Source organism: Nocardiopsis halotolerans DSM 44410 (assembly GCF_000341065.1).
GTDB lineage: Bacteria > Actinomycetota > Actinomycetes > Streptosporangiales > Streptosporangiaceae > Nocardiopsis > Nocardiopsis halotolerans.
Genome location: NZ_ANAX01000059.1, coordinates 1 through 7,964 on the forward strand (window position 1 = coordinate 1; position 7,964 = coordinate 7,964).

Below are 7,964 nucleotides of genomic sequence, written 5' to 3' on the forward strand. Positions count from 1 at the left end.
ACGGCGGGGGACCGACCAGGTGGACACCCAGGGCCTTCCTGGTCGGTGTCGGGACAAACCTTGCTTTGGGGACACAGTCCTGTGCCCGTAGGCAAGGGATCTGTTGCTTGACCCCCGACTCAGCGCTCCCCAACGATTGTGTGGTGCCCAACCGAGCCCCCGGAGCCGCCCTCGTCCCCGATCCCAGCGCCGACACCCGTCGGTCCGTACCCGATCCCTACCGGTGGTTGGAGAGCGCCGACTCCCCCGAGACGCTGCTCTGGTTGGAGGAGCGGGGACGCGAGTACGAACGCGAGGCCGCCACCTGGCCCCTGCGCGAACACCTGGCCGAGCTGATCCGCTCCCTGGTGGACACCGACCTGTGGAGCCCGCCGGTCCACCGCTCCGGAGCGGTCTTCGCCACCGTGCGCCCCGCCGGGAGCGAGCACCCCCGCCTGGTCGTCCTGGACGGGGACGGCCCCCCGCGCACCCTGTACGACCCCGGGTCCGACGGTCCGCACACCACCCTGGACGCCTGGGAACCCTCCCCCGACGGCGCGCTGGTCGCGGTACAGACCTCCTCCGGGGGCGTGGAACGCGGCTCCCTGCGTGTGCTCCGCGCCGACACCGGAGCCCCGGTCGGCCCGCCCGTGCCGGGGGTGCGCTACTCCCACGTGGCCTGGGTGCCCCCGCGGACCCCGCCCTCCCGTCAGGAGGCCCCGTCCTTCTACTACGTGCGCCGCGACGGCGAGAGGGGCGTGCGCGGCGTGTGGCTGCGCCGGGTCCCCGACGGCGCCGAGACCCTCGTCCACGCCTGCACGGCGCCCGACACCGTGCCCGGGGTACGCGTCCTGGGCGACAGGTGGCTGCTGGTGTCCGAGAGCCACGGCACCGGGCACCGCACCGACCTGTGGCTGGCCGACCTGACCGCGGCCTCCCACGGACACCCGGAACCGCGTCCCGTCCAGGTGGGCGAGGAGGCCGAGACCGAGGCCCGGCTGGGCCCGGACGGACTGCTGTACCTGCGCACCACCCTGGGCTCGCCGTGGCGGCGGATCTGCGTGGTCTCCCCCGAGGAACCGGGGGTGGAGCACTGGCGCGAGGTCGTACCCGAGGACGGCGGCGCGACCCTGGACGCGTTCGCGCCGTTCCCCGGCGGGGACGGACCGGCGCTGTTCGTCTCGCGCACCCGACTGGGCGTCAGCGCGGCGGCCGTCCACGACGCCCGCTCGGGCGCGCTCCTGTACACGGTGGAGCTGCCCGGGGAGGGCATGGTGTCCACTCCGGAGGCCGCGCCCGACGGTTCGGTGTACCTGGGGTACGCGGACGTGGCCACCCAGCAGCGCGTCCTGCGCCTGTCCCCGGGAGAGCGCCTCCCCGTCCCCTGGCCGCCCGGCGCCGCCGACGCCCCGCCCTCCCCCGTCGTGGAGCGCTCGGTGGTGTGGTGCCGCTCCGAGGACGGCACACGGGTCCCGGTGACCGTGTTCACCGCCGTGGGCAGGGGACGCCGGGAACGCGTGTCCCCGCGGCTGGTCCCGGAGCCCACCCTCCTGCACGCCTACGGTGGTTTCGGACGCCCCCGCCAGTTCGGGTTCAGCGCGACCGTGCTGGCCTGGCTGCTCTCGGGGGGCCGCTACGCCGTCGCCCACGTACGCGGCGGAGGCGACGCGGGCCGCGAGTGGCACCTGGCCGGTTCGGGGCGCGGCAAGCCGCGCGCCGTGGAGGACCTGGTGGCCGCGGCGGACGCCCTGGTCGGCTCGGGGATGTGCACCCGTGAGCAGCTGTGCCTGTCGGGCGGATCGGCGGGCGGTCTGCTCGTCCTGGCCGCCGCGACCGCGCGCCCGGACCTGTGCGGGGCGGTGATCGCCTCCGCGCCGCTCGCGGACATGGCCCGATTCGAGCTCATGGGCCTGGGCCGCATGTGGACCCGCGAGTTCGGCACCGCCGCCGACCCCGACGACTTCGCCGCCCTGATGTCCTACTCGCCCTACCACCGCGCGCTGGACGGAGCCGGGACGCGTTTCCCGAGCGTCCTGCTCACCGGCTTCCACGGTGACACCCGCACCGACGCCGCCCACCCGCGCAAGATGTGCGCGGCGCTGCTGGCGGCGGCGCGCGCGGAGGAACGGGAGGAGGGGCGCCCGCACGTCCTGCTCCGGTACGAACGCGACGTGGGCCACGGCCCGCGCGCGGTCAGCCGGGCGGTGGGACTGGCCGCCGACGCTCACGCGTTCGCGGCCCACCGGACGGGACTGTCGCCGCGCTGAGGGCACGGTGAGGGTCCTGGCAAGAGAAACGGCACACAGAAAGCGAGGTGTGGTGCGTATGGACCCGATCGAGGTCGAGGTCGAGGATCTGGCCGAGGTGACCTCCCGCGACATCACCGCGGGTGGCGACAGCGACGGCACCGACTCCAGCTCCGACTTCATCTGACCGCGTCCCGCCCGGTCCGGCCCCCGGACCGGGCGGGACCCCTCCCTCCGTTTCCTCCGTGTACGGAAAGGACGCGCCGTGACCGACCCCGGCCACCTGTTCACCCGGACCCTGTGCGACGTCGTGGGCCGGGACGCCCTCACCACGCGCCTGTCGGAGGAGTTCGTCTTCGCCGACCTGGGCGCGGACGCGGTGCGTTCGCTGCTGACCTTCGACGACCTCAACGGACTGCTGGCCACGTGTTCCCCCGAGCCGCCGCGGCTGCGCCTGCACCGGGACGGGGCCCCGGTCCCGGTCGACCGCTACACGGAGACGGCGACGTCCTCGCGGACCGCGCGGCGCGTGGTGCGGCCCGAGGCGCTGTACCGGGAACTGCGGGAAGGGGCGAGCCTGGTCCTGGACAGCGTGGACCGGATGCACCCGCCGGTGGGCGCGGCGGGCNCCTGATGCGGCTGGTGCGCGAGCGCGCGCAGGCCAACCTGTACCTGATCTGGGGCGGCTCGCGCGGCTTCGACACCCACTGGGACGACCACGACACGGTGATCGTGCAGGTGGAGGGGACCAAGCACTGGCAGGTGCACGGACCCGGGTCGCGCCCGTACCCGATGAAGGACGACGTGGACCACGCCCACACGCCCCCGCGCGACGCCGACGGTGAGCTGCACCTGGTGTGGGAGGGCGTGCTACGGCCGGGTCAGGTCATCCACGTGCCGCGCGGCTGGTGGCACACGGTGACCGGGAACGGCGGGGTGAGCATGCACCTGACCTTCGGCTTCACCCGGGCGACCGGGGTGGAGTGGGCGGACGCGCTGGTGCGGCGGCTGTTCGGGGAGGAGGTCTTCCGCAGGGACCTGCCCCGTTTCGCCGACGCCGACGCGCGGCGCAAGCACCAGGGCGAGCTGGTGGCCCGGATGGTGGAGCTGGCCGAGGAACTGGACGTGGACGGGTTCCTGGCCGAGCGGGACGCGCGCTTCCCGCGGCGGACCTCGTTCTCCCTGCCGTGGCCGGTGGAGGAGGGGGCGCCGCCCGCGGACGCGCTGGTGGAGTTCGTACCGATCCTGCCGCCGCCGCTGTCCCGTGACGGCGAGCGGGTGTCGGTGACGGTGGGCGGGCGGCGGTACCGGTTCCCGGCCGTGGTCGCGCCGGTCCTGGAGGCGATCGCCGAGCACAGGCGGCTGACCGTGGCCGAACTGGCCGAGCGCGCGGGTGTGGAGGCCGGGCGGACCGCGGAGGTCGTGTCCGTCCTGTCGCGGCACCACCTGGTACTGGTGCGGTAGCCGTACGCGGGCCGGTCCCGGAAACCGCGCCCCGGCCCTCGCGCAGTGGTGCACCCCCTTGCGTCACACGAGCAACGGTTCCGGCCAGTACACATCCGGCACCTACTGGCGAACGCTCCAAGGGAGGCGGGCCAGTACGTGAGCATCGAGGAAACCCCGCTCGGAGGCCGGGTCGTGGAGCAGCCGGGCGAACGTGACGAGCCCGGCCCTGGCCAGCAGTTCGACGAACCGGTCCACCGGCCAGCTGTAGGCGGGCGCCACCTTGTGGTCGAAGCGGACCGGCTCCGGTCCGTCGGTCGCGAAGAACGAGGCCAGGAGCAGGCCCCCTGGTGCTAGGGCACGCGCCTGCTCCGCGAGCAGCGCGGGCAGCTCACCGGGCGGGGTGTGGATCATCGAGTAGTGGGCCAGCACGCCGCCGAGCGCGTCGTCCCCGACCGGCAGGGCCTCCATCCGCGCCTCGTCGAACCGCAGCGCCGGATGGGCCCGCCGGGCGTGTTCGACCATGCCCGGGGAGAGGTCGAGCCCGCGGGCGTCCAGCCCCAGGTCGCACAGCATGGCCGTCAGATGCCCGGGCCCGCACCCGACGTCGGCCACCTGCGGGTTTCCCGTCCCGCGCACCAGTTCGGCGAAGGTACCGATCATATTCCGCGAGAACGGCTGGACCTCCAACCGGTCGGCGAACATCGACGCGTATAGCTCGACGACCCCGTCGTAGGCCGCCCTGGTCCCGTCCTGGTGCTCCGTCATGGGAGAGGAAGCTAGCACCCGCGCGCGTTCGCCGCTCCTCCTGCTCTGCCGTTTCCCCGCGCCCGGGGACTGTTCGACTCGGGGCAGCCAGGACGAGGTGGACGCCGACCGGCCCCGCTACTCCCCCTTGCCCGCCGAGCGTCCGGCCGCGCGCTGACGCTCCACGTAGACCTCGACACCGTCCAACAGCCTGCGGATGGCGAAGTCGATGTCGTCGGCGGGGCCGCCCGCGCCCCCGTACTCCTCGGGGGCGAGTTCCCCGAACACGTCCGACCGGAGCAGCAGGTCGATCGTGGGGAACGCCTCCTCGGTGACGACCCTGCGCAGGCCCCGGCCGTAACCGCGTTCGGTGTCGGCCATGGTCTCGCCCCCGGCCCGGGCGGCGCGCTCCATCTCCAGCTCGATGCGCAGCGTGTCGCGCAGGGCGGCGGACAGCATCATCAGCATCCGGAGGGCCGATCCCGCGTCCAGCCCCGAGTGGGTGAGTTCGCGCAGGCCCGCCTCCATCCAGCGCAGCCCGTTGGGCCCGCTGGGCGGTCCGCTCAGGGGCAGGTGGACCGACCACGGGTGCCGGCGGTACAGGTCGACCGCCCCACGAACCCACTCCTCCACACCGGCGCGCCAGTCGCCGTCCCCGCGCGGCGCGGGCGGTTCCGCGTCCATGCCCGCGTCGCTCATGAGGACGAGCATGTCCTCCTTGCTGTCCACGTACCGGTACAGCGACATCGTGGTGTAGCCCAGCTCCTTGGCCACCCGCTGCATGGAGACGGCCTCCAGGCCCTCGGCGTCGGCGAGGGCGACCGCCGCCGCCACGACGGCCTCCCGGCTGAGTTTGGGCTTGGGCCCCCGCCTGGGCTCGGGCTGGTCGAGCCCCCACAGGAGCTCCACCTCGCGCTCCATCCGGTTCGTCCCCTGCTGCTCGGCCGCCATATCCCACCCGTCCTCGGCTGCTTCGTTGACACCATCCTAGATCTGTGTATTACTTACACAGTAACGTGTATCTGATAAACAGTTTATGGAGCACACAGTCATGTCCCACACGACCCCGGCCATCAGGGCCGAGGGGCTGCGCAAGAGTTACGGCGCCACCAGGGCCCTGGACGGGCTCGACCTGACCGTCCGGGCGGGAACCGTCTTCGGCCTGCTCGGACCCAACGGAGCGGGCAAGACCACCGCCGTCCGCGTCCTGGCCACCCTGCTGCGCCCCGACTCCGGCCGGGCCTCCGTCGCCGGGTACGACGTCCTCGCCCAGGCCGACCGCGTGCGCACCCGGATCGGCCTGACCGGCCAGTACGCCTCGGTCGACGAACTCCTCACCGGCCGCGAGAACCTCCTCATGTTCGGCCGCCTGTACGGCCTCGACGCCGCGGGCGCCGACGAGCGGGCCCGCTCCCTGTTGGAGCGCTTCGACCTCGTCGGGGCCGCCGACCGCCGCGCCGACGGCTACTCCGGCGGAATGCGCCGACGCCTGGACCTGGCCGTCAGCCTCATCCAGGAGCCCGGCGTCCTGTTCCTGGACGAGCCCACCACCGGACTGGACCCCCGCAGCCGCCTCCAGGTCTGGGAGTCGGTGCGCGCCCTGACCGCGTCCGGCACGACCGTGCTGCTGACCACCCAGTACCTGGAGGAGGCCGACCAGCTCGCCGACGCCGTCGCCGTCATCGACCACGGCCGCGTCATCGCCGAGGGCACCCCCGACGCCCTCAAGTCCCAGGTGGGCGGTGACCGCCTCGACGTGGTCGTGCGCGACCCCGCCGACCTGGCCGCCACCGCGCGGCTCCTGGGCGACGCCGTGTCCGCCCCGGCCAGCGTGCACCGCGAGGAACAGCGCGTCAGCGTTCCGGCCGAGGACCGTATGGAGGCCCTGACCCGGGCCGTGCGCGCCCTGGACGGCTCCGGCCTGCGGGTGGAGGACGTCGGCGTCCGCCGCCCCAGCCTGGACGAGGTCTTCCTCGGCCTGACCGGATCGACCGCCACCGACCACGAGAACGACCGCGAGCGCACCCAGGAGGTGTCCCGATGACCGCCACCGCCGTACCCGAGCGGAACCGTCCGAGGAGCGGCGGAGGTCTGCCTCCGCTCCAGCTCACGCGGGGCCAGCGCCTGCGCAAGACCGGCACCGACACCCTGGTGCTGACCCGCCGCAACTTCCGGCACATGGTCCGCGACCCCTTCGAGCCGATCATCGCCATCACCATGCCGTTGGTCGTGGTGTTGCTGTTCGGCTACGTGTTCGGGGACGTGATGGCGCCGCCGGGCACGGAGAACTACCGCGAGTTCCTGGTCCCGGCGATGTTGACGATGGTCATGCTCTACGGCATCGGCGGCACGGCGTCGGGGATCGCGCGCGACACCGCCCGCGACGTGATGAGCCGCTTCCGCTCCATGCCCATGTCCCCGGTGGCCCTGCTCAGCGCCCGTGCCCTCGCGGACATGGCGCGCGCCTGCCTGGAGGTGGCCCTGCTGCTCCTGGTCGGCTTCGCCATGGGCTGGCGCTTCGAGGACGGGGCCGGGAATGCCCTGGCCGCCGTCGGCGTGCTGCTGCTCTTCCGGCTGGCCCTGGTGTGGCTGGGGGTGCTGATGGGACTAGTGCTGCCCACGGCCGACTCCGTGAGCATGGTCGTCTACCCGCTGACGTTCCCGCTCAGCATGCTCTCGACGAGTTTCATCCCCTCCACGGCCATGCCCGACTGGCTGGCCCCGGTCACCGAGTGGAACCCGATCTCGATGGTGGTCACCGCCACCCGCGACCTGTTCGGCAACCCGTCACTGCCCTCGGACGCCTGGCCCGCGGAGAACGCCCTGCTCATGGCCGTCGTCGTCCCCGTGGCCCTCATGCTCCTGGTCACCCCGCTGGCCGTGCGCCGCTTCCGGCGGATCAGCCGCTGACCCCGGCCCGCGCGGTTCCCGCGAAGGCCCGACCGCGCGGGTTCCCGGAACGCCCGTCCCGGCCGCACCGGAGTCCGACCCGCCGGTTCGGACTCCGGTGCGGCCGCCCCTCCCGCGAGCCCTGCTCCCGCGTCGCGGTCCATCCCATCCCAGCCCCACTCCCCGCGAAGGGACGACCGACATGACCGCGACCGCGGCCCCGCCCCGACACCCCGTCGAACGTCCGCGCCCCCGCTGGTGGCAGCGCCCCTGGATCCTGCCCCTGGCCCTGTTCAGCGTGACCTTCCTGCTCTACGCCGTCCCGCCCTACCTGGGCCTGGACCCCGCCGAGGCCCGCCTTCCCGTCCCTGCCGACCTCCCCTGGTACTACCCGGTGCTGGTCACCCACATCTTCGGCGGCACCCTGCTGACCCTGCTGGTGATCCTCCAGGTGTGGCCGTGGCTGCGCACGCACCACCCGGCCGTCCACCGCTGGAGCGGCCGGGTCTACGTTTTGGCCGGAATCCCGCTGGTGGGCGTGCCCGGACTGCTCATCGCCCTGTTCGGCGGCGCGGGCACCAGCACCCAGGTCAGCAACACCGTCTGGGCGCTCCTGTGGCTGTCCTTCACCGTCATCGGGTACCGGATGGCGCGTCAGCG

6 protein-coding genes and 1 pseudogene are annotated in these 7,964 nt (G+C 73.4%); 5 read left to right on the forward strand and 2 right to left on the reverse strand.

All coding sequences use genetic code 11. The annotated features are described in order from the left end of the window. Positions 1-140 precede the first annotated feature (140 nt). A complete protein-coding gene (locus D455_RS0104785) occupies positions 141-2,246 on the forward strand; it encodes a prolyl oligopeptidase family serine peptidase (protein WP_026122320.1) in 2,106 nt (701 codons plus the stop codon). Positions 2,247-2,490: 244 nt separating this feature from the next. After that, positions 2,491-3,689, forward strand: a pseudogene (locus tag D455_RS29225) (JmjC domain-containing protein). A gap of 102 nt (positions 3,690-3,791) precedes the next feature. Here D455_RS29225 and D455_RS0104800 read toward each other — a convergent pair. Next, complete coding sequence (locus D455_RS0104800) at positions 3,792-4,436, reverse strand: class I SAM-dependent methyltransferase (protein WP_017569628.1); 645 nt, start codon at positions 4,434-4,436, stop codon at positions 3,792-3,794. A gap of 117 nt (positions 4,437-4,553) precedes the next feature. Continuing rightward, positions 4,554-5,366, reverse strand: coding sequence for a TetR/AcrR family transcriptional regulator (locus D455_RS0104805; protein ID WP_017569629.1), 813 nt, complete (start codon positions 5,364-5,366; stop codon positions 4,554-4,556). Positions 5,367-5,466: 100 nt separating this feature from the next. Between D455_RS0104805 and D455_RS0104810 the strand changes: the two genes are divergently transcribed. From D455_RS0104810 to D455_RS29230, 3 genes are all read left to right on the forward strand, one after another. Then, on the forward strand, positions 5,467-6,459 hold the full coding sequence (locus D455_RS0104810; RefSeq protein WP_017569630.1) for an ATP-binding cassette domain-containing protein: 993 nt from the start codon (positions 5,467-5,469) through the stop codon (positions 6,457-6,459). Then, positions 6,456-7,325 carry an ABC transporter permease gene (locus D455_RS0104815; RefSeq protein ID WP_017569631.1) on the forward strand — a complete coding sequence of 290 codons (870 nt, stop codon included), beginning with the start codon at positions 6,456-6,458 and terminating at the stop codon, positions 7,323-7,325. Before D455_RS0104810 ends, D455_RS0104815 begins: the two co-directional genes overlap by 4 nt. Positions 7,326-7,506: 181 nt before the next feature. Further along, positions 7,507-7,964, forward strand: a 458-nt coding sequence (locus D455_RS29230) for a DUF2306 domain-containing protein (RefSeq protein WP_017569632.1), incomplete at its 3' end; no start/stop codon positions are given.